This window comes from Serratia sp. SCBI, assembly GCF_000747565.1.
In the GTDB taxonomy this organism is placed as follows: domain Bacteria; phylum Pseudomonadota; class Gammaproteobacteria; order Enterobacterales; family Enterobacteriaceae; genus Serratia; species Serratia ureilytica.
The window spans coordinates 2,971,051-2,991,681 of the sequence record NZ_CP003424.1 but is presented as its reverse complement, the minus strand read 5'-3'; the positions used below and the strand labels follow the sequence as shown (position 1 = coordinate 2,991,681).

Here is a 20,631-nt window from a genome sequence, read left to right as displayed (position 1 = left end):
TTATTTTTTGGAGGCGAAATGGATCGCATGAGCATCTTTATGGCTGCCGATAACGAGGCTGGCCATGTTCAGGCTGTAATCGCAGAGAAAGACTTCCCAATTTACGAAAAGCTCGGCTTTGTGGCTTCCGTTGACGACATCAAGCCGGTTGTTAAACGTGGGCGCAAGGCGGCTGACAATGGCAACGACTCTGACAAAGGGTGAGATCGTCTTATTCGCTCTCAGAAAACCCGCAGTAGCTTCAAACGCAACTCTAACTGATGTAGAGCCTCAATCTGTCGAGGATGCCATTCATGATCTCGAAGACATGATGGCTGAATGGATGATTAATCCTGGTAACGTCGGTTATTTGTTCGCGGCGGATGGCGAGGAGCCGTTACCAGACGATGACTCTGGACTGCCGCGCAAATATAAGCATGCAGTTGGCTATCAGCTAATCCTCCGTATGCTGTCTGATTATGGCGTTGAGCCATCGCCTCAAGTTCTAACTAATGCTCAGCGTTCATATGACGCGCTGCTGACTGATACGCTCGTTGTCCCGTCAATGCGCCGACGCGGAGATTTCCCGCTTGGGCAAGGCAACAAATACGACGTGTTTACCATCGACAGATATTACCCAGGCGATCTTCCCCCGATTGACGGCGATATTCCAAATCAGTAGGTGACACATGCCAATCCAAAAGCTGCCATTAGCCAAAGGCCTTGGCAAAGACTACCGCAATGCTGATTACGTCGATTTGCTTCCTGTGAACATGCTTGCGACGCCGAAAGAAGTTCTGAATGCATCAGGGTATCTTCGCTCTTTCCCTGGCGTAGCGAAGCGCTCAGACGTTTCTGGAGTGTCTCGCGGTGCTGAATACAACACTGTAGAGAATGTAGTCTATCGTGTGGCGGGGACGAAAATATATCGCGGCAATGAAGAGCGTAATGATGTTTCTGGTGGCGATCGGGTAAGTATGGCGCATAGCGCAACAAGCCAAGCGGTAGCATCAAACGGAAAGATGACCCTTTATAGATACGATGGGTCAATTAAAACACTCCAAAACTGGCCGCCTGATGTTGGAGGTACTGCGTTCCCTCAATATGACATCGGCGAGGTTAGGGATATCTGCAGGTCTCGCGGTAGATATGTGTGGGTTAAAGATGGCACTCAGACATTCGGCGTAACCGACCTTGAGGATGAGTCTCACCCAGATAGATTCCGTCCGTTTTACACTGCAGAGAGTCAGCCGGATGGGATTATCGGCTGCGGTATCTGGCGTGATTTCGTAGTGATGTTCGGCAGTAGTACTATCGAGTACTTCTCGCTTACCGGAGCAACTGATACATCTTCCGCGATATACGTCGCGCAGCCATCCTTGATGGTGCAGAAGGGCATTGCAGGCACTTACTGCAAAACTGAGTTCATGGATTCGTTCGCCTTCATTAGCCATCAATCTACTGGCGCGCCATCCATCTACATGATCAGCAATGGGCAAGCTTCGCAGATTGCCACCGCAACAGTGGAGAAAGTACTGCGTAGCTATACGGCTGAAGAGCTGTCCACGAGCGTGCTTGAGTCAATTCGGTTTGATAGCCATGAGCTGCTGATTGCCCATCTTCCTCGCCACGTCCTGTGCTATGACGCTACCGCCAGCCAGGGCGGCCCGCAATGGTGCATCCTGAAAACCGGTCTATTCGATGACGTTCACCGCTCTATCGATTATGTGTTCGAAGGTAATCAGGTAACGGTAGGCGACAAGTTAGAGGCCGTCACGGGCGCGCTTAAATTCGACTCATCTGCTCAATACGACAAGCAGGCTGAACATCTGTTATTCACGCCGATGTTTAAGGCCGATAACGCCAGGGTGTTCGACTTTGAGCTCGAGTCTGCAACTGGCGTATCTCAGTGGGCTGAGCGTCTTTTCATTTCAGCAACGGTTGATGGCTCAAACTACGGCCGAGAGCAGATGGTGGATTACAACGCGCCATTCATCTACGACAAACGCGCTATATGGCGTCGAATTGGCCGAGTCAGGAAGAATATCGGCTTCAAGGTGCGCGTGATTACCCGATCTCCGGTAACGCTGTCTGATTGCTCATTGAGGATTGAATGATGGCTGATGATGGATTGAAAGAACCGGTAATCATCCAGGCTACGCGCATCGATGCTACGCTCCTTCCTCGCAATATCTTCTCCCAGCCTTATCTGCTTTACGTTATTCAGCAGGGAACTGACCTGGGCAACGTGGCGGGGAAGGCAAACGAGGCGGGGCAAGGGGCATGGGATGCCCAGAAAAGGAACGATGAGCAAGATTTGGTGCTGGCAGACCACGAAACAAGGATAGAGGCAGCAGAGCAAACGCTCATCAACCATGAGCAAAGGATATCTGCGGCTGAAACTACGCTTGCTGATCACGAAGTCAGGTTAACCGCTGCAGAGGCAGAGCTTGTCAATCATGAGGCAAGGATTTCAGCCAATGAGGCAGAACTTGCTAACCACGAAACACGCATAACCCAGAACACAAATGATATTGCAGGCCTGACCGTTCGCATGGTCACAGCTGAGAGCAATATCACATCACTGCAAACTAATGTCGCCTCACTGACAACGCGAGTCACCACTGCGGAAGGAAATATCACAACGCTGCAGGGAAAGGTTTCTACCATCGAAACCAACTATGTATCCAAAGCCGTCTCAACTAGCCAATCGGTTCAGGCATCTGGTGGTTCATTCCTCGTAGGTAATGTAGCGACGCCGACCACTGACAAGCTTCAAGTTGGCGGCAGCGTTAACGCTGTTTCTTACAAAGTGTCAGGAATTCAGGTCGTCGGGGCTCAGCAAGCTGGATGGACGGCTGCAACTGGAACTGCAAACAAAGGCGCGTTCAACGCAGATCAGTCATACACCATTGGTACTTCATATTCGCAGTCAGAGGTGCAAGCTTTAGCAGATGCGCTTAAAGCGGCATGTCAGCGAGTCAAGGCGCTAGAGGATATGGCCAGAGCACATGGGTTGATTAACTGATGATTGAATTCAAACCAACGCGAAATATCGACGTGATTGAAGCCGTAGGAAACCATCCCGACATCATCGCTGGCAGTAACAATGGTGACGGGTTCGATTATCAACCCGGACATCGTTATTTCGAGGTGCATGTGCATGGCCAGTTCGGCGGCATCATCTACTTTCACGAAATCCAGCCACTGACCTTCGACTGTCACGCGATGTACCTGAAAGAGGTGCGCGGATTCAGCCTGAAAATCGGGTTGGAATTCTGGAGGTTTATCCTGGCGAACTTCAACGTGCAATGCGTTACCTCATTCGCCGCGCGCAAATTCCGGCATGGTCAGATTTACTGCACGATGCTTGGCCTCAAGCGTGTCGGCACCATCAAGAAATACTTCAAAGGCGTTGATGACGTCACTTTCTATTCCGCTACTCGCGAAGAGCTGACGGAGTTCCTGGAACAGCACTCCAAATAGGAATCACGCTATGTTTGATGTTTTTGAAAACAGCCGCTGCGGAAACTCCAAGCGGATGAAAGAAAGCCGCATGCGCAAAGGGGGCAAAGGGGGCGGCAATAACGGCGCTGGCGCAGCCGCGGATGCAACGAAATACGCCGCTGACCTGCAAAACCAGCAGTTTGAGCGCATCATGGGCAATCTGGCGCCATTCACTCCGCTGGCTCAGCAATACATCGGCCAGCTGCAAAACCTCTCCACGCTCGGTGGCCAGCAATCAGCCTTGAATGACTATTACAACTCCGGCCAATACAAAGACCTCGCCAATCAGGCGCGATACCAGCAACTGGCATCAGCTGAGGCAACCGGCGGCCTTGGCAGCACCGCTACCAGCAACGGATTAGCAACGATCGCTCCTACGCTGGGGCAAAACTGGCTTTCAGGCCAAATGAACAACTATCAGAGCCTGGCAAACATTGGGTTAGGCGCGCTGCAGGGCCAGGCAAATGCCGGAGCCAACTTCGCGAACAACGCTGGTCAGCTATCGATGCAGGGTGCGTCACTGGCTGCAGCCAATGCTAACCGACCTTCAGGATTCCAGCAAGGGATTGGTGGCCTGGCTGGCGGGGCAATGGCTGGCGCTCAACTAGGAAATATCATTCCTGGATTAGGAACAGGGCTGGGCGCTGCTATCGGCGGCGGCCTGGGGCTGCTTGGAGGGTTGTTCTAATGGCTACATGGCAACAGGCTGGTAACTCTGGTGGCCTACTTGCGGGGATTGGCGGCATGAATGCCAATGCCCCACAGGCTAGCGATATCAATACCACGTTAGGCCTGATCCGCGATAACAATGATATCGCTCGCTCCGGCGCGAACAACGTTGCTCTTACCGGTCTGCGCGGGCTGGCAGGCGTCGCTGATATTTACAACCAGCAGCAACAGCAAGAAGCTCAGAATGCTTTCAATCAAGCGCACGCCGACGCATGGAAAACTGGAGATGTGTCATCACTTCGAGATTTCGCGGCCGCTAATCCTGCATTCGTCACCCAAGCGCAACAAGCTGTTGCCGGCCTGAACGAACAGCAGAAAAGCGACATGACAAACCAGGCAGCTGGATTGCGACTGGCCTTATCTCAAGGGCCGGAAACCTACGGCCAGTACCTGCAGAAAAACGCGGGAGATTTGTCGCGCATTGGCGCTAACCCAAATGTATTGGCGCAGATGGGCATGCAGAACCCGCAGGGAGCAGCACAGCTCTTTGACACGCTTGGCCTCGCCGCACAGGGCGATAAGTACTTCGATATCGTCGGAAACAACGCCAAGCTGCAGCAAACCGGACAGATCGCACAGGCAAATCTCAATCTTGGCCAGCAGCGACTGCAGCAGCAAGCGGCTTATCAGCAAGGTCAGCTTGAGCAAGGTCAGCAGCAGTTAAACCTTACGGCTCAAAAGAACCAGGCGGATAACGCCAACAAGCGCCTAGAGCTCAGCCTGAAAGCGGGTGAGAACAGTGCTAAATCCCTTGCCACGCAACAAGCCTCGGTGCAGAAGATGCAGGACTATGTCGGCGCGCACCAAAGCAACGTTAATAACGTGGCTGGAATGTATGACACCGTGAATCAAGTCAAGGCCATTCCGCCAGATGTATTTGATGGCGTGTTCGGGTTCGGCGGCGCGGTTAACTCGCGTATTCCTGGGACGCAGTCAGCCGACGCATGGGCTAAGATCGAACAGATGCAAGGACAAGCCCGATTGATGGGTGTAATTGGCATGAAAGGGACTGGTCCAGTTTCAGATTCAGAGGGGCAAGCTGCAGCTCGAGCATTCCTAGCCATAAACCAAAACATGTCACCAAAGGCGGCACGATCGGCAATTGATAACTGGCAGCGTGTTCTGCAGCGGCAAACATCATATCTGCAGAAGCAACAGCCGGTAGTTGATACCTATCAGCAGAAAATCGACGCCTTCAACAATTCGCAGAGCGGGAGTGGAGCAGCTCCACGTGCTGGCATGAGCGAAGGTGGATATACCTTCCTTGGCGGCGACCCAAGCAATCCTAATAGCTGGAGAAAAGACTAATGGCAGGCCCATGGGAAAAGTATCAGAACGCAGCACCGGCCGAATCTCCTTCCGATGGGCCATGGACTAAATACCAGCAGCCGCAACAATCGCCACCGCAGCAAGGTGGCGATATTGTTTCTGATGCTGAACAGCGCTTCGGAATCCCAGCGGGATTGCTCGGAGCGGTAATCAGCAAGGAAAGCAGCGGGAATGCTAATGCCATGAGCGGTAAGGGTGCCATCGGCCTTACGCAGGTGATGCCTAACACCGCTCGCGGAATGGGTTATGACCCAGAAGAGCTGAAGCGCAATCCTGCTATGCAGGTAGAGGCTGGGGCGCGTTATTTAAAGCAGATGATCGACGCTCACGATGGCAACGTATCTGCAGCTCTGGCTGCGTATAACTGGGGCCCCGGTAACGTCCAAAAATATCTCCGTGGTGAGAAGACTCAGGTTCCAACTGAGACGGTAAATTACGTCAATGATCCACGCTTTGCTCAGTGGACTCAGCAAGCATCGCCAGGCTCAGACGACGAGCTAGCTCAGTTGGCTCAGCAATCAGCGCAACCATGGGCGCAACAAGCTCCTGCACCAACTGCATCGCAGAATATTGAGCAGGCTGCGAGAGGGCTAGCTAACATCCCGTTCGACATCCTTCAGGGTGGGGCAAACCTCGTAAATGCTGGTAGCCGAGCAGTTGGCGGCGGCGATGTGCTTGATCCGGTTTACAGGCCGGTAAGTCGCCCAACAGACCCTTACGCACAGGCTGGCGAAGCCATCGGTAACTACCTAACGCCAGGAGTTGGACCAGTGGCTGGTGCAATGATTGGTTCTATTGCTAACGCTGGAAATGAACAGGGTGATTTTGCGGCTAATGCATCAAAGGAAATGCTGCTTAATGCCGCATTACTTGGCGCGCCTGCAGCACTGCGCGGTATCAGAGCTATGTCTGGAGCTAGAACCGGCGCTACGCAAGCAGCTGCTGCAACTCCAGCGGCAATTGAGACCGCGAATGACGTCTCCAATCTTGCAAGGACAGCTGCAGGGCGTGACGTGCTTTCCGGCCAGGCGGCTAATGTCACAGACGACATCGCAAGAGCAGCAGAAACGGCTGGAGTGGATATCAACGCCCTAACTCCAGGCATGCGGTCAGGAAGCCGTGGAGTTGCTCAGGCAGAGGGCGCTCTAGCATCGACCCCAGGTGTTGCTCAGGATGCGCATCAGGCTGCATTTAACGAGATTGCCTCTAAGTTTAACCAAAACCTTGATGATCTCGGCGCGGCGGCAGGTACTGCATCAGAAAAAAGCTCATCCATAAAGCAGAGAATCATGGGGAACCTTGATGAGATGAAAAATGCGGAACGCGCCGCATGGGATGACGTAAGGGCGACAATGCCCAATCAGAAGATGCCGCTAAGCAACGCCAATGCCGTTATTCAAGGTGAGCGATCTGCTGGCGTTCCACTTAGCCCTGAAATGAAGCAACTCCTGGGTGCTAATCGCGGTGGGGTAACATTTGATGGAATGAAGGCTTGGCGGGCGAAGTTTGCTGACGCAGAGCAGAAATATATCCGCAGCGGAGAGGCTAACGCAGCTCGTAGAGCTGGAGAGGTGCGTAGGGCGATCACTGACGATATGCGCAACATGGCAGAGCAGGGAGGGTTTATTGATGATTGGACGCGCGCCAATGACCTTTCTAAGGCGAGATTGACGGCGCAAGAAAATGCAGAATCAATCTTTGGGCGCGGGCTGGCGAATGACGTTCTGGTAACTAATGGAGTTAAGGCTCTGCAGTCATCATCGGCTAAAGGCCTAAATGGTCCATCAGGGTTTCACTCGATCATTTCAGCACTTCCAGAGGCCGAGCGAGTCCCTGCGATATCTTCAATCCTGCAAGACGCAATCTCACATGGAGTGAGAGGAGGCAAGTCCGATGCTGCCGGGATTAACCATATCGCTACGCTGTTAACACCTCAGAACGTAAATGCGATCAATCGATATTCTAAAGACTTAGGTCGCATCGCGGATGCATATGGAACCCTGGCAAGAGCTGCAATTAAGCCTCAACAGTACGTTGAAAGAACAGGGCGTACCACTGAGGTTTTGAAGGCGTTAGATTCAGGCCTTCCAAAGATCGCTCAAACCGTTCTTGATGCGACAGGAAACTCCACTGCTGGCGCTGTTGTCGGTGCGACTGGGGGCGGAGTTATAGGTGCTACCGTAGGTGCGACTGCTGGTGCAGTAATCAAGAGCACAGTGGCCAAGATATCAAAAACAAGGAGTGGGCGATACGCGATTGAAAAAGCGATTCAGGAAGCGACCAGGGCTGTTAAATCTGGCGCCACTCCTCAAGCAGTCGCTGAAGCAGAACGCAGATTCATGGCTAACAAGGTGGCTGTGAAGGCGATACGAGATGCAGTAGGAAGCGAGGAATTTGAGAGGCTAGCCCGCTCAGGAATCGTGGCATCTCTGAGCGGCATTGGTGAGCATAATTAAGTCAATTAAATACATTCACTTTAACTTATTTCAGATACATGTTTATCAGCATCGCATATTAGGCTTGAGCAGATAGATGGGATCTCTGCTGAAACAACATCCCAGCCAGCTTTTTTAACTATTTGCTCAAGCCACTCTTCTTTGTTGTTGGTTGCTCTTCCGTGCTGAATTTTAAATATGTCTGCGTATATTTGTATTGCTTTTTCATTTAGGTAGAGGGCATATTGCCTGTTAAGGGCTACCTCTGACAGTATATTAACCCCCTCTGGCGACCTTGCTACGGTACTGGGTGGCAAACCCTTTTTGAATGATAAATTGCAAAGTTCTGAAAATGCTTTCTCTTCTACCTCTTCCTTAAAATTGTAGAAGTGTAATGCTTGCTTTTTTAATTTCACTTGCTTCTTCATATAATTTTTTTATTCTTTCTGACTTTGACAGTCCAAACATAAAACCTCCTGTGTTTTCGCTAGGCATAGCATGTGGCTAGTCGTATTTTCGATATATCGTGGTTAACGTTTCTACCACAACCTTTTTGAACTGCTCGGCGTGTTCGTGCGCCAGGCGTTCGGCATCGTCGCGAAAGCCGGTTATTTTCGGCGGTTGCGCCAGCGCTTCTTCGATTATCAGTGTGATCTCTGCGTTGAGCGAACGTCCATTAATTTTGGCACGCTGCTTAACTTTGCCATGAGTCTCCTTTGGCAATCTTAGATGAAACTGCGTCTCTAAATCTTCCATAGCTCTGCCTCACCAAGGGATGGATCGGCATGATATGGTTAACTGTATGGGTGAACAATAGTACCAAAATGGTATCTTTTATATCTATCAACACCTTACATCAATCGATCGTCTACGCCGATCAATATCAAGTTATTGATCTGTAGTTCCAATTTGATGATTTACCCACCGATTAGTAGTGTCGTGCATAGCAGTACAAAAGGTGGAAAAAATGAGATGGAATAGCCGTAACGCCTGGCTTGCAGTCGTAGCATTTTGCTTAGCATTCTGGGTAATGATCATTCTAATAATTCACTACATGTAACAGCAACCAACACCAGGGCCCGGCTAACTTAGTCGGGCTTTTTTTATACCTAAAAACCACCGCAGGCGTGACCTGTGGGGATTCCTCACGCCTGGAGAAAAGAATGGCTGAAACCACCCCTAGCGTAGTAGTAAGCATGCCTACTCAGCTGTTCACGCTGGCTAGAGCATTTAAAGCTGCGGCAAATGGACGGATTTATATTGGTAAGATTGATACCGACCCGACCATTCCTGAGAATCAGATTCAGGCATATCTGGAAAATGAGGATGGGACATCTGTACCTGTGGCCCAGCCAATGATGATAGGGCAAGCTGGTCTGCCGGTGTACAACGGTCAGATAGCCAAGTTTACAACTACAACGACGCACAGCATGGCTATCTATGATGCTTATGGCGTTCAGCAGTTCTACTTCCCTAACGTTCTAAAATACAATCCTGGTGAATTCGCTGGCCCTGGTGGCGCTGGTAAAATCGGCATTGGGTATCCTGAAGGAACCACCTTCAACTACTCAACCGTGCAGGCAGAGCTTGGGTATTCGCTGGACATGTTTGGTGGCGACCCAACAGGCGTTAACAATAGCTACGATGCTATGACAAGGGCATTGGCTTTCCTAGCCACTTCAGATGCAAAATTCAAAGTTCTAAAGCTTCATGGGAAATACAAAATTTCAGGCTCAACTGGCTTCACGCTGCCATCAGGTGTAAGCATTGTTGGTAATCATGAAGGCATGACGCAGGGGCCGCAAACTGAACAAGTATGGCCGCAAGATTACGCTTACGACTCAACGCTGATTATTGACTTACCTCCGGGCGTTGACTGCTTTACGGCTACGGCCAATAACGTGTTTGCCGGTTTCAGTGTTATTTATAATCAGCCTCAATCGGTAGCAACCGCCGCTGATTTTATCCAGTATGGATATTTTATCAGAAGCAATTCTCGCTCTATGGCGTTGGTTAATATGCGCTATGCCGGAGCCTACAACTGGGCGTATTTGCAAGGTGAATGCCCATTCGTTGAAAACGTTTATGGCTATGCGATTAACATCGATTACCGCGTTCATCGTTCTGCTGACGTAGGCCGGTTCAGCAATGTTCACATTAACCCTAACGTAACGCGTCCTGCTTGGTCGTTTATTAATGCCGCAGCGATGATCCCCACAAGTTGCGCATTCCACTTTACCGAACATGACGGGATGTTTATCAATGACACTCACGTATTCGGCAAGAACAAGGTAGTCATCAATAACCAGAACGGCACGGCGCGGCTTTGTACGGTTAATGGTAGTAACTGGTTGGTGGACAAATGCGGAACATTACTGAAAAGCGACATCAATAGCGGTCTTACCTGGGGCGTAAACAACGGTACGTTTATCTCACGTTACTGCTCTGAAGGTGGTGGAGTCATGCTGACAAACCCACTTGCAACTCAGGTTTCTGGATATCAGTTCGATGGCTGGAAATTCCAGATTGATGCAGATACCAGTCCAGTCACTGCAGTGGGGCCACTTCCTGCTCGATGGTTTAACTTTGGCACGGCATCAGGCTGCAGGGTTTGGCTGAATAACTTCATTGTCCTGGCGATGCCTAACATGGAGTTCAATAACGATGCGCAAAGCAACTTGATTGAAGGTTCTGCAACCGTCGGCACAAGAACAATCATCTTTGATAACAAGCCAAAAAACCGCCTAAGTAACGTATGGCTGGCATCTGTAGACCCAGCAACGCTGATTCCCTATGGATATGCTGCGGCGGGGAGTAACATCACTATCAACAGGAACGTTGTTACTTCTACCAATCCGGCATCTTCAAATGGCGTTGGCATATCTCAGCGCGTATTTACCTCGTTCACGGGTGCTTGCTCAATTTGGGTGTATGCGTCGTCTGTAGGGGATTCCGTAGGCGTATCAGCGACCGCATACCTGGCTGATTTCGGCAGCCCAATTGTGTTCCCTTCAACAGGCCCAGCCAAGTGGGAGCGTTTTGGCAATGAGTATCTGGCGAGGATTTCTATCCCTGCCAGCACCAACCGAGTTATCTGGGATGTCGTGGCAGCAGCACCATCAGCAACCGGCGGCCTGCTTGTTCTGTCAGACTTCAACATGACGGCTGATAACCCATTAACCTACTGGCATGGCGCGCCTGAAGTTCAGCTGCAAGCTCAGCAGATCAACCAGAACTCAGGAACGATGGCTGTAACCCCTGGCGTTGCAACTGAAGTGCCAAGATATCTATGGGCTTCAGATGTTGGGGCGATCATCGTACATGTTCGGACTGCTAACTCTGCGCTGATCGTCGCTCTAACAAAGCGCATGGTGGCTTTTGATGGCACTCTAAACATAATCAGCCAGCAGGCCGGTTCAGAGACCGTGACGGTTGCATGGCCATCTGGAGCGGGTAAGCGACCAACAATTATGTGCTCTGCGAATAGCACTGCAATGGTGACAATTTCAGGGGTGTGATTGATGTGATAACCACAGCCGAAAGTTATCTAAATGACCGTGAGGTTGTGGCTCTAAGGTTGGGCAGATCTTGGACAAGGATGTTTTCACATCACTTCTGCTGACATGGCTTTTATAACTCATTCAGCATGGGGCATGCATGGGGCAAAAAATTACCGCAAAGCAACTCAGAGCACCCTAATGCTGTGAATCGGTTTGCGGTAATGCATTGCTAAACACCTAGATACTACTTACATCAGCTAACTGTATGCTTTTATGTCCTCATATCATGAATATGCCGGTGTGATGAACGTACCGTCCATTTTTCAGTGAAATTTGGCTCGGCGCTGTTAGCCTATGGCGATGGTTATAGGAGGGATAGGATAATGTGTAAATTGCTGTGCCTTGCTCTGGCCATGATGGCGTTGTCTGGATGCGCCGGCCAGAATGATGATTATTCATCGGCGCAAAAAATGGCGCCTCATCAGGATGCCGGCAAAGAGTGGAAGGCGTTTGTCGCGCCGCTGTCGGTGAAGACACAGTCGCCCGGCGAGCGTGAATTGAAACGCGCCGCCCGGCAATACTGAAGCCGTGACGCCAGTCGATGGACAAAAAAAGCCAGCTATCGAAATAGCTGGCTGAAGGTGCGATAAAACATTTATGTGATGTAGGAGCGCCGACGCACGTTCGAGGTGCGTCAACGCGAACATCATATTTGTTATGTTATAACAAATCAATGCTGCCGTGCGTTTGCCTCAGCCCGCTAACGCCACGATGCGCTGGTGGGCGCTTGCCAGCCCCTGGTCGCGGCCGTGCGGTTTCATGTCCAGCCCTTCGGCATAGATGAATTGCACGTCGCCGATCCCCATCAGCCCCAGCACTGAGCGCAGGTAGGGCGTTACGGCGTCGGTCGGATGCCCGGCGTGCATGCCGCCGCGTGAACTGAAGACCACCGCATTGACGCCTTCCACCAGCCCCACCGGGTAGGTGGCGGTATAGTTGAAGGTCATCCGGGCGCGGGCCACCAGATCGAACCAGTTTTTCAGCTGAGTCGGCACGTTGAGGTTGTACATCGGCGCCCCGATCAGCAACAGGTCGCTCTCTTTCAGTTCGGCAATCAGTTGATCGGAGAGCGCCACCGTGGCTTTGGCGCGCGGGCTGACATTTTCCGCACCACGCAGCGCGCTGAACAGCTCGCCGTCCAACACCGGCAGATCCAGCGCCGTCAGATCGTGTTCGACGATCCGATCGTTGTATCCTTTCGCTTTGCGCGCCGCCAGATAGCGGTCAATCAGGTTATTGGTCTGCGAGTCATTTCCCATAATGCTGGATTTGAGAGCCAGTATTTTTTTCATGCTGCTGTCCTCTGACGGTAATCTGTGGTTTTCACCGGGGACTCCGGAATGACTGCAGATTATCATTGCTTAATGTTCACCAGTGGTGATAGGTTTTCACCTAATTGATTCCATATTGGCAACATTAAGATGAAAAGCGATCTGAGTGCGCTGCCGGCCTTTGTTGCCGTAGCGGAAGGCGGCAGTTTCGCCGCCGCCGCAGAGAAACTGCATCTGACGCGTTCTGCGGTCAGCAAAATCGTGTCGCGTCTGGAGGCGCGGCTGGGCGTAATGCTGTTTATGCGCACGACGCGCAGCCTGAGCCTGACGGACGAAGGCGCGCTGTACTATGAACACTGTCGACAGGCATTGGCGAACGTTCAGGCGGCGGAAAACCAGCTCGACAGCGGCAAGATGCAGGTCAGCGGCCGGCTCAGAGTCTCGGTGCCGGTGCTGTTCGGCCACCTGTGCATTGCGCCCTTGTTGACGGCGCTGGCGAATGAGCATCCGTTACTGACGCTGGAAATCTCATTCAGCGACCGCAGGATCGATCTCGTCGATGAGGGATTCGATCTGGCGGTGCGCATCGGCGAACTGGCGGACAGCGGCAGTTTGGTTGCCCGACGTTTGGGCGAACACGGCATGCTCCTGTGCGCGTCGCCCGACTACGTGCGGCGCTGCGGCGAGCCGAGCACGGTGGAAGCGTTAAGCCGGCATCAGGCGGTGGGGTATCTGCACGCCGGCGCCGTGCTGCCGTGGCAGCTGCGTGGCGAAAACGGTGAGCTGCAATCGTTCAGCCCCCCGGCCAAGATGATGATGGATGATATGCAGGGGATCGTCGATGCGATATCCGCCGGCGCCGGCGCCGGCATTGCCTGGCTGCCGGAGTGGCTGGTGCGCGAGCGGCTGATGGCGGGGACGTTGGTGGAGATCATGCGCGGTGAGTCCAACCTTAGTTTCCCGGTCAACGTGGTGTGGCCCTATATGCCTTACCAGCCGCTCAAGGTGCGGCTGGCGGTGGACAAACTGGTGGCTGAGCTGCCGATCAGGCTGACGCGAACCGCGATAACCTGAAATTTGCATGTATCGGCAAACATTAACGACAGGCGGACGTTGGATTTACTTGCTGTGCGGCGAACTCAGCGCCGCAGGCTGTGTTTTCCCCGTTAATAAACAACAGAATATGAGCACCCAGATGAACCCGCAAGAGTAGTCGGGGTTGGCAGCACAAGAGCCTAAAAATGCCGAGAAAAGCATGAATTTAAGCACTGAATGGGCCTCGCTGCCGATAATGTTTCTTTGGGAGCGAATAATCTTGGATATGATAAAACCGACTAATAGGAACGACCCTATTACCCCAAAGTTAGCAATGAGAGAAAGCGCGAGAGATGAGATTCGCACGCTGCCGATGCCAGCTCCCAGCCCAAATGTATTGTACATAATTTCAAGAGCATTGTAGTTGGAGGCAGAACGGACGAGGTTAGAGACCGTTTGCGCTTTTTTATCTGCATACGCTGTTATTTTATCCAGGAATAAAATAAAAGTGAGCTTTGAAACAATGATGAGTGAAATTGAAAATAGAACTTTCTTTACCAGATTGAAACGCGGGCTGAAAATGAATGTGCCACACAGTGATGTAAGTAGGGTGAAATAACCTGATGTAGAGCCATTTTTAATCAGGAAAAGCATCATTAAGATAGAGAGCAGTTTCAATCGGAATCCCTTGGCCATCAAGAGAGGGACTATCGTTGCGCCGATGAAAATACCGGCGAATGAAGGCTCACCAAAGGTGCCGCTCAGTCTGGAGTCGAAAATAGCATTGGCATTATGCATACTATTATACATTATAACCTGTATAGCATGCGCGACCGGTCTGGCCAGAAGCCAGACTAAGCAGTAAGCGGAGAAGACCAGCGTAGTGAAAATGATGACTCTTAGTGCATACTCTGCCGTTATTTCATGGCGTTTTACATAAATAACATACAACGTCAATAGGTTTAGAGTAATCAGCGCCAGTTGTTTAACATTGTTGTTCCCCCATATAAGCGAGAAGCCTTTATTTGCATAGTTAGCTTCAAAGCTATAAGCAGAGGAGTAGACTCTCATTCCCTCAAATAGATGGGTGAAGGCATAAGTAGTGAACCAAAATAGTATAATCAACGCCAAGGATTGAATAAAGACCCTGTGCTTGATGTTCAACACGGACTCACTGTCCTTGGAGGTGAAAATAAACCTTATAATCAACACTAGTTCAATGAAATAAAATACAGGCAGGCTATTATTCCCTGTATTGATAATAGCGCTTGATTGAAATATTGAAGCCAGTATCAGCAGGGCAAAAATAGTTCTGTGGTGTAGGAAAAAAGTGGCGAAAGCAAGAGCCAGCCAAACAAAACTTAATATGTTCACATTATATTCCCTAAATTACTTATCCTGTGTACCATCACCTGGCTTAAGATTTAATTAGTTATAAAAAGCAGGGAGGCGCGCGATATCTTACTTCACCAGGCTGGAAAAATCCATCATTAATAACAACATATTCATAGGGTTATAGAGTATGTTAAGTAGTCTGCGAATGATTGGATAGGTTCGCTAATGATTTTGGCCGATGGGGCTCGCCAGAAAGACCATGAAATAGGGAGGCGTGTTCTGATGATGTGAGCGCAGAAAGAGTACTGATGAGTGATTGATTAGATTTTCTAATTAAAGTTCGCCAAGAGCAAGTGACCATTGTAATGATTCATAAAGAAGCCACATAAGGCATGTTGTGAGAATCAATGTTTCTGCCACAGACTTTAATTTTTCGATGAAGGTGCTTTTTCGTCGCATTTTAGGTTCGCTTTTATGTTGCCCATTTGTATGAAGTGGCAGTATAGCAGGCGCATTTTAGGGGCTCGTTAAAATAAGAAATTCCTTAATAATGTGATGGTAAATTGAGCAGTGGTTTGGGGGCATCAATAAGTAGGCTCCGGCGGAACCGAACATCCTGGAAAGGTGCCCGCGTCGCTGTCGGGACGCTGAGGGGAATTTATCGGTGAGAAGGAATTATACAGACTCTCCCGTTCCCCCCTGCCTCTCCTGGTTGATCTGGGTGAGACAATAATTGATTAACCGGCCCCATAAGTCTATTCGATGGCCGGTTCCATAATCCTTTGGTGGCCGCGAATGGCGGTAGGCGCGAAACCGAAGCGTTTGCGAAAACGTTCGGCGAAACGCGACGCGCTTTCATAACCCACATGCTGCGCGATGGCGGAAATCGGCCAGTCGGTCGATTGCAGCAGGGCCAGCGCGCTGCTCATCCGGACGTCGATCATCAGGTTGCGCAACGCGGTGTTTTCCATCGACAGTTTGCGGCGCAACATCACTTCACTCATCGACAGGCTCTCCGCGACTTTGGCCGCCGTCCAAATGCTGTGCGGATCGGTCGCCAGGCAGCGACGCACCCGCTGCGTCAGATCCTTGGCTTCGTTGTGAATAAAGCGAATGCCGAATTGGGCCAGCCACAGCAGAATTTCCAGCATTTTGTGCCGCACGATGATGGTGGGAAAGCGTTGCCGCAGCGTCAGCGCCAGGCCGGTGGTTTCAAAACTGTGCTTTAGGGCGCAGGGCAGATTGCGCAGCGCCAGGACGGCATCGAACGGCATCGCCGCCGGCGTTTCCTCGGCCGGAGGTTGGACGGTGAGCAACAGGGGATCGCAGGTCAGCAGTTGGCAACTGAATACGCCGTCTTCGGACGGGCCGTTAATAATGTCCACCGTTTGCCCGCCGTCGATAATCAACAGCTCGCCGGGATGAGCGACCACTTCGTGTTGTTGCCAGCGTACGCGCTTATGGCCTTGTTGTATCAGATACAGATGTGGTTGCTCAAAATAGACTGAAGGGAATAATAATTCAGTATACTGAATGATGTGCGCTGAGGCGCCAATTCCAGGACAGAGATTAATTGTACGTTCCATCGATATTCATTTCGCAGCCATTATCTGGGAATATCTTTACGCTTTGATCCGCGCTGGAGCAACATTTTTCCATGGGCCGTGAAACACAGCGGCGAGTTTTATCTATCAAAAATCAATTTCCTGATGAACAGAAAACGTCCGTGTCGGGATGATGTTTATCCATTAAAGTGAGAGCCAGGCTCGAAGTGCGCATTTTACCAATTACCCATAAACTGAATAATTCAAATGCCATAGATTAATATCCTAACGTAACCCGAGGGTAATAGCGCATAGTGCTATTTAATCCATTTTCGTCAGTATTGTCGATCTTATCGGACCTGTGGCTCTCCCAGCAGCAGCGCGCGGTCATGAAACTGGCCGTAGGTGTTGTTGACCACGTTTTGGCGCGTTGACTGTTCAATAAGCGTTTTCAGCTCATCCATCCGTTGCTGCAACAGACGTTTGAGCTCGGTTTCGTTGTCGAGGATCTGTTGCAGCTTATTGCGCAACATCTCCTGCAACGCCATGGACGGGCCGGCTTGCCCGGTAAAGGCGGCGGTTTTTTCCACCGCCGTCACGTAGGCGAATTCAAGCTCGACGAGCTCTTCCCAGCGCCCGGTTTGCGCCAGCGCGATCATCTGGCTGCTCAGGGTGTAAATTTGTTGATAAGCGGCTAACAGCTGCTGTTGACGTTCCATTACACGGCGTCCTGCGAAGGTTGGTAGTTGGGGCCGATCTGGCGCCAGGCGTCGGCGATGTTTTCCAGCAGTTTGACCACCTCGGCAATCGCCGCTTCGTCGTTGTGCAGATTGGCCTGCATCAGGCGACGCTTCATATAGTCGTATAACGCCGCCAGGTTTTCGGCGATCTCGCCGCCCTGCTGAGGATCGAGGCCGCTTTTCAGGCCGTTGTCGATGATATTGATGGCTTTGGAGAGCGCCATGCCTTTGCCAGCGATATCGCCCTGGTTCATCAGGATGCGTGCGCGAAGCAGGGCGCTGAGCGCCCCGTCGAACAACATCACGATTAACTGGTGCGGGCTGGCGCTCATGGCGCCGCTTTCCAGACTGACCTGTGCATAGGCCTGAGTGCCGCTACGGTTATACATGCTGTTTTCTTTGCCTTGTTAAAGGGTTACTTGAACTGTTGAGCCAAATAGTTACTGGTGCCGTTCATTTTCGACATCATGGTATCCAGCTGAACGAACTGTTGTTTATAACGATCGATGGTGTTTTGAATGCTGGCCGTGACCGTGGTGATCTGGCTGTTCAGGCGATCGAGGTTAGTGTTGATGCTTTTGGTCGAGTTCTCGATGATGCCGCCGGATTTGATGTAGTTCTGGATCTCGTTGTGGATCTCGGTGGCCATGCCGGTGTCTTTGCCGTTACCGACGAAGAAGTTGCTGACCTGATCCGGCTTCTCATCCATCGCTTTCTTCAGCTTGGCGCTGTCGATTTCCAACTTGCCGGTTTTAGTGTTGGTGGAAATGCCGAGGTTGCCCAGGCCTTTCAACTCCGGGTTGTCCTGGGCGGCGCTCAGCGCGCTTTTGATCGACGACTGAATGCCGCGCAGGGTGTTGTCGCCCAGCAGCGGGCCGTTGGTTGGGTTTGGCGCTTCGCCGGTTTTCACCGGGGTGAACTTGGACAGTGAGTTGAAGGTGTCCAGCAGCGAGTTATAGCTGTCGACCCACTCTTTGATCTTGTCGGTGGTGCCGGCGGTGTTGGTGCTGATCACCAGGTGTTGCGGTTCATCGGTTTTGGTTTTGGTTTTCAGATCGATGGTGACGCCCTGCAGGGCATCGCTGATCGAGTTGGTGCTGCGTTTGATGGCCGTGCCGTTCACCATCAGCTCCGCGTCCTGCGGCGCGACCGTCTGCTTCATGGCGGTGGTGGTGCCGCGGGTGGCGTTGTAGTTCAGGATATCGCCCAGTTTGTCGTCATTATCGACCTGGAGGGAGATCTTGTTGTTTTCGCCGGTGGTGGAAGAGCTGATCGCCAGCTGGTAGTCGTTGTCGCCGACGCGCATGATGCTGGCGGTGACGCCGGCCTTGGCGCCGTTGATGGCGTCGCGCATCTCAACCAGCGAGGTTTGATCGTCGCTGAGTGGGATTTTGGTGGCTTTCGGCGGGTTGCCGGCGGTGATGGTCAGGGAACGGTCTGTGGCGCCTTCGGTGCCTAACTTGGCGCCCTGGTCGCTGACTTTCGCCTGAGTGGTCAGGGTTTGCGCCTGCGCCAGGTTCTTCACTTCCACCACATAGTTGCCCGGCACCGCCTTGGCGTTGGTGGTGATCTTGAAGGCGTCGTGTTCGGTGGCGGTGGTGGCCTTGAAGAAGTCCTCTTTCGCCATCTCTTTGCTGAGGTTGTCGAACTTTTCCAACGCGCCCTTCAGCGTGCCGTAACCGGTCAACTGGGCTTTATAGCTGGATTGTTTGGTGGTGTAAGGGGTCAGGCGCTGTTGTTCCGCTTTGGTCAGCTTGTCCAGCAGGCCATTGAGGTCGAGTCCTGAGCCGAGACCTAATGAACTGATCGTTGCCATGGGTAATTCTCCTTGATTATGACTTTATTCGCTTTACGCGTTATCGGCCCAGTGATGAAAAAGTTTACCGAAAAAAACAAAAAACCGATGGCGCAATAGAAGAGGGAAAAACCGCGTTATTTCCGCCATTGCGGCGGACGCAAAAAAAAATTAAAAAAATTCTAAAGGTTGTTAGGGGAGGGCCGATACCTGAGGGGACGGTGGTTGACGCCGTGGGCAAACAAGCCCGAACCTTTTAACTGTGTTGCGAAGAACGCAACTGACTCGTAAGGAAAGCAAACAATGGCACAAGTAATCAACACTAACAGCCTGTCTCTGATGGCGCAGAACAACCTGAACAAATCTCAGTCTTCTCTGGGCACTGCGATTGAGCGTCTGTCTTCCGGTCTGCGTATCAACAGCGCGAAAGACGATGCTGCGGGTCAGGCTATCTCCAACCGTTTCACCGCGAACATCAAAGGCCTGACTCAGGCTTCCCGTAACGCCAACGACGGTATCTCTCTGGCGCAGACCACTGAAGGCGCACTGAACGAAGTTAACGACAACCTGCAGAACATCCGTCGTCTGACCGTACAGGCGCAGAACGGTTCTAACTCCACCAGCGACCTGAAATCCATCCAGGACGAAATCACTCAGCGCATGTCGGAAATCAACCGTATCTCCGAGCAGACTGACTTCAACGGCGTGAAAGTGCTGAGCAGCGATCAGAAACTGACCATCCAGGTTGGCGCTAACGACGGTGAAACCATCGATATCGACCTGCAGAAGATCGATTCTGGCAAACTGGGTCTGACTGGTTTCGATGTAACCGAAAAAGGCACCAAAATTGGCTCTGCAGTTGCCGATAAAGCCATGGTTAAAGATGACACCGGTAAAGATGTTGCTTTCGACCTGGCTGAATCTTCCAAAGCTGGTGGCGCTTTAGAGAAAGCGACTCTGGTTTCCGGTAAAGACAAAGACGGTAAAGAAGGTTACTACATTCAGACTACTGATGCAGCGACTGGCGCAAAAACCTACGCCACTGCGAAAATCGACGACAAAGGCGTTGTAACCAAGGGTACTGACGTTACTGACGTTAAAGATCCACTGGCTACCCTGGACAAAGCGCTGGCACAGGTTGACGGCCTGCGTTCTTCTCTGGGTGCGGTACAGAACCGTTTCGATTCTGTTATCAACAACCTGAACAGCACCGTGAACAACCTGTCCGCTTCTCAGTCCCGTATTCAGGATGCTGACTACGCGACCGAAGTGTCCAACATGAGCCGTGCCAACATCCTGCAACAGGCTGGCACCTCTGTTCTGGCACAGGCTAACCAGTCTACTCAGAACGTTCTGTCCCTGCTGCGTTAAT

General features: G+C 51.5%; 21 protein-coding genes. 13 read left to right on the top strand and 8 right to left on the bottom strand.

Annotation, left to right across the window (positions count from 1 at the left end):
• Nucleotides 1-18: 18 nt before the first annotated feature.
• From SERRSCBI_RS13960 to SERRSCBI_RS13925, 8 genes are read left to right on the top strand one after another with little or no spacing between them, the layout of a single operon-like run.
• The gene (locus SERRSCBI_RS13960; protein WP_004940084.1) at nucleotides 19-204 is read left to right on the top strand and encodes a hypothetical protein; all 186 of its coding nucleotides are present in this window, start codon (nucleotides 19-21) and stop codon (nucleotides 202-204) included.
• Nucleotides 179-661 carry a packaged DNA stabilization gp4 family protein gene (locus tag SERRSCBI_RS13955; RefSeq protein ID WP_004940081.1) on the top strand — a complete coding sequence of 161 codons (483 nt, stop codon included), beginning with the start codon at nucleotides 179-181 and terminating at the stop codon, nucleotides 659-661. Before SERRSCBI_RS13960 ends, SERRSCBI_RS13955 begins: the two co-directional genes overlap by 26 nt.
• Nucleotides 662-668: 7 nt before the next feature.
• On the top strand, nucleotides 669-2,096 hold the full coding sequence (locus SERRSCBI_RS13950; protein ID WP_042784818.1) for a packaged DNA stabilization protein: 1,428 nt from the start codon (nucleotides 669-671) through the stop codon (nucleotides 2,094-2,096).
• Nucleotides 2,096-3,007 (top strand): tail protein, encoded by a 912-nt coding sequence (locus tag SERRSCBI_RS13945; RefSeq protein ID WP_042785727.1) that lies wholly within the window; start codon nucleotides 2,096-2,098, stop codon nucleotides 3,005-3,007. Before SERRSCBI_RS13950 ends, SERRSCBI_RS13945 begins: the two co-directional genes overlap by 1 nt.
• Entirely contained in the window at nucleotides 3,007-3,465 is a 459-nt protein-coding gene (locus SERRSCBI_RS13940) for a DUF2824 family protein (RefSeq protein WP_042784817.1), read from the top strand. The genes SERRSCBI_RS13945 and SERRSCBI_RS13940 overlap by 1 nt, the downstream gene beginning before the upstream one ends.
• A gap of 55 nt (nucleotides 3,466-3,520) precedes the next feature.
• Nucleotides 3,521-4,174, top strand: a complete 654-nt coding sequence (locus SERRSCBI_RS13935) for a hypothetical protein (RefSeq protein WP_049866722.1) — start codon at nucleotides 3,521-3,523, stop codon at nucleotides 4,172-4,174.
• Complete coding sequence (locus SERRSCBI_RS13930) at nucleotides 4,174-5,523, top strand: phage DNA ejection protein (RefSeq protein WP_042784816.1); 1,350 nt, start codon at nucleotides 4,174-4,176, stop codon at nucleotides 5,521-5,523. The genes SERRSCBI_RS13935 and SERRSCBI_RS13930 overlap by 1 nt, the downstream gene beginning before the upstream one ends.
• Nucleotides 5,523-8,000: a lytic transglycosylase domain-containing protein gene (locus SERRSCBI_RS13925; RefSeq protein ID WP_042784815.1), complete on the top strand. Its 2,478-nt coding sequence runs from the start codon at nucleotides 5,523-5,525 to the stop codon at nucleotides 7,998-8,000. Before SERRSCBI_RS13930 ends, SERRSCBI_RS13925 begins: the two co-directional genes overlap by 1 nt.
• A gap of 20 nt (nucleotides 8,001-8,020) precedes the next feature.
• Here SERRSCBI_RS13925 and SERRSCBI_RS24170 read toward each other — a convergent pair whose 3' ends face one another.
• Nucleotides 8,021-8,407, bottom strand: coding sequence for a hypothetical protein (locus SERRSCBI_RS24170; protein WP_232230704.1), 387 nt, complete (start codon nucleotides 8,405-8,407; stop codon nucleotides 8,021-8,023).
• A 76-nt stretch (nucleotides 8,408-8,483) separates the two neighbouring features.
• Nucleotides 8,484-8,735, bottom strand: coding sequence for an Arc family DNA-binding protein (locus SERRSCBI_RS13920; RefSeq protein ID WP_042784814.1), 252 nt, complete (start codon nucleotides 8,733-8,735; stop codon nucleotides 8,484-8,486).
• A gap of 407 nt (nucleotides 8,736-9,142) precedes the next feature.
• Between SERRSCBI_RS13920 and SERRSCBI_RS13910 the strand changes: the two genes are divergently transcribed.
• Together SERRSCBI_RS13910 and SERRSCBI_RS13905 are read left to right on the top strand one after the other, a co-directional pair.
• Nucleotides 9,143-11,497, top strand: a complete 2,355-nt coding sequence (locus SERRSCBI_RS13910; protein WP_049866686.1) for a phage head-binding domain-containing protein — start codon at nucleotides 9,143-9,145, stop codon at nucleotides 11,495-11,497.
• 365 nt (nucleotides 11,498-11,862) lie between these two features.
• Nucleotides 11,863-12,063, top strand: coding sequence for a hypothetical protein (locus SERRSCBI_RS13905; protein WP_042784812.1), 201 nt, complete (start codon nucleotides 11,863-11,865; stop codon nucleotides 12,061-12,063).
• Between the two features lie 168 nt (nucleotides 12,064-12,231).
• On the opposite strand, the gene SERRSCBI_RS13900 is transcribed toward SERRSCBI_RS13905, so the two are convergent.
• Complete coding sequence (locus SERRSCBI_RS13900) at nucleotides 12,232-12,831, bottom strand: FMN-dependent NADH-azoreductase (protein WP_042784811.1); 600 nt, start codon at nucleotides 12,829-12,831, stop codon at nucleotides 12,232-12,234.
• A 129-nt stretch (nucleotides 12,832-12,960) separates the two neighbouring features.
• Between SERRSCBI_RS13900 and SERRSCBI_RS13895 the strand changes: the two genes are divergently transcribed.
• Nucleotides 12,961-13,884, top strand: a complete 924-nt coding sequence (locus tag SERRSCBI_RS13895) for a LysR family transcriptional regulator (protein ID WP_042784809.1) — start codon at nucleotides 12,961-12,963, stop codon at nucleotides 13,882-13,884.
• A 45-nt stretch (nucleotides 13,885-13,929) separates the two neighbouring features.
• Here the strand turns inward: SERRSCBI_RS13895 and SERRSCBI_RS13890 are convergent, their stop codons facing one another.
• The 5 genes from SERRSCBI_RS13890 to fliD form a co-directional block, all read right to left on the bottom strand.
• Nucleotides 13,930-15,219, bottom strand: a complete 1,290-nt coding sequence (locus SERRSCBI_RS13890) for a hypothetical protein (RefSeq protein WP_042784808.1) — start codon at nucleotides 15,217-15,219, stop codon at nucleotides 13,930-13,932.
• 716 nt (nucleotides 15,220-15,935) lie between these two features.
• Nucleotides 15,936-16,766: a helix-turn-helix transcriptional regulator gene (locus tag SERRSCBI_RS13885; protein ID WP_033650875.1), complete on the bottom strand. Its 831-nt coding sequence runs from the start codon at nucleotides 16,764-16,766 to the stop codon at nucleotides 15,936-15,938.
• A gap of 308 nt (nucleotides 16,767-17,074) precedes the next feature.
• Nucleotides 17,075-17,443, bottom strand: coding sequence for a flagella biosynthesis regulatory protein FliT (gene fliT / locus SERRSCBI_RS13880; protein ID WP_033643504.1), 369 nt, complete (start codon nucleotides 17,441-17,443; stop codon nucleotides 17,075-17,077).
• Nucleotides 17,443-17,853, bottom strand: a complete 411-nt coding sequence (fliS, locus tag SERRSCBI_RS13875) for a flagellar export chaperone FliS (protein ID WP_004934758.1) — start codon at nucleotides 17,851-17,853, stop codon at nucleotides 17,443-17,445. The genes fliT and fliS overlap by 1 nt, the downstream gene beginning before the upstream one ends.
• A 26-nt stretch (nucleotides 17,854-17,879) precedes the next feature.
• Nucleotides 17,880-19,280: a flagellar filament capping protein FliD gene (gene fliD, locus SERRSCBI_RS13870; RefSeq protein WP_042784806.1), complete on the bottom strand. Its 1,401-nt coding sequence runs from the start codon at nucleotides 19,278-19,280 to the stop codon at nucleotides 17,880-17,882.
• Here fliD and SERRSCBI_RS24165 point away from each other — a divergent pair.
• A complete protein-coding gene (locus SERRSCBI_RS24165) occupies nucleotides 19,274-19,519 on the top strand; it encodes a histidine kinase (RefSeq protein WP_071883591.1) in 246 nt (81 codons plus the stop codon). The two genes, fliD and SERRSCBI_RS24165, sit on opposite strands and share 7 nt — an antisense overlap.
• Before the next feature lie 43 nt (nucleotides 19,520-19,562).
• A complete protein-coding gene (locus tag SERRSCBI_RS13865; protein WP_042784804.1) occupies nucleotides 19,563-20,630 on the top strand; it encodes a flagellin FliC in 1,068 nt (355 codons plus the stop codon).
• Nucleotide 20,631: the final 1 nt, after the last annotated feature.